Genomic DNA, 892 nt, shown 5'->3' on the forward strand with positions numbered 1-892 from the left:
GACAACGCGCTGCGCTTGCGGCTCTGGCGCAGACCGGCGCGCGGCTCGGTCAGGGCCTCATGCCCGGCTATGCGCCGGACGTGCTGCACGCCCATGATTGGCAGACCGGGCTGCTCCCAGCCTATCTGCACTACAGCGGCAAGCGCGGGCCGAAGACCGTCTTCACCATCCACAATCTCGCGTACCAGGGCCAATTTCCGCGCGAACTCCTGGCCAGGCTCGGCCTGCCGGAGCGCGCCTACGCGATGGACGGCGTCGAGTATTACGGCTCGATCGGCTATCTGAAGGCCGGCATCCAGCTCGCGACCCGGATCACCACGGTGTCGCCGAGCTACGCGCAGGAGATCCAGGGCACCGAAGCCGGCATGGGGCTCGACGGCCTGCTGCGGCTTCGCGCCGGCGATCTGTCCGGCATCCTCAACGGCATCGACGACAAGGTCTGGGATCCGGCCTGCGATGAGCTGATTCCGGTCTCCTACGATGTCGAGACCATCGGCGCCCGCGCGCGCAACAAGCAGGCGCTGCAGACAAGGTTTGGATTGAAGCCCGCGGCGGATGCACTGCTGGTCGGCGTGGTCAGCCGGCTGTCGTGGCAAAAGGGCCTCGACGATCAGATGATCGTCGCCGCGGATGACGTGGGTGACGCCCATATCGTGGTCATCGACCACCACGGCCAGCATGTAGGTCGGCGTGCCGTCGCTGCGCAGCAGCACGAGGTCGTCGAGATTCTCGTTCTGCCAGGCAACGCGGCCCTGGACCTGATCCTCGATCACCGTCTCGCCGTCCAGCGGCGCCTTGAGCCGGATGGTGGGCTTGACGCCGACGGGGGCCTCCGAGGCGGCGCGGTCGCGCCAGGTGCCGTCGTAGAGCTTGGGCGGCCCTCGGCGCGGCC

The 892-nt window shown here is 68.2% G+C and carries 2 pseudogenes; one reads left to right on the forward strand and one right to left on the reverse strand.

Going from position 1 to position 892, the window contains the following annotated elements:
- Window positions 1-608 (forward strand): annotated as a pseudogene (locus I5M_RS01635) (glycogen/starch synthase); the annotation flags it as partial.
- On the opposite strand, the pseudogene I5M_RS31145 reads toward I5M_RS01635, so the two are convergent.
- A pseudogene (locus I5M_RS31145) lies at window positions 609-892 on the reverse strand (glutamate--tRNA ligase family protein); the annotation flags it as partial. It abuts the pseudogene before it with no gap.

This window comes from Rhodopseudomonas sp. B29, from assembly GCF_000333455.1.
Classification (GTDB): Bacteria; Pseudomonadota; Alphaproteobacteria; order Rhizobiales; family Xanthobacteraceae; genus Rhodopseudomonas.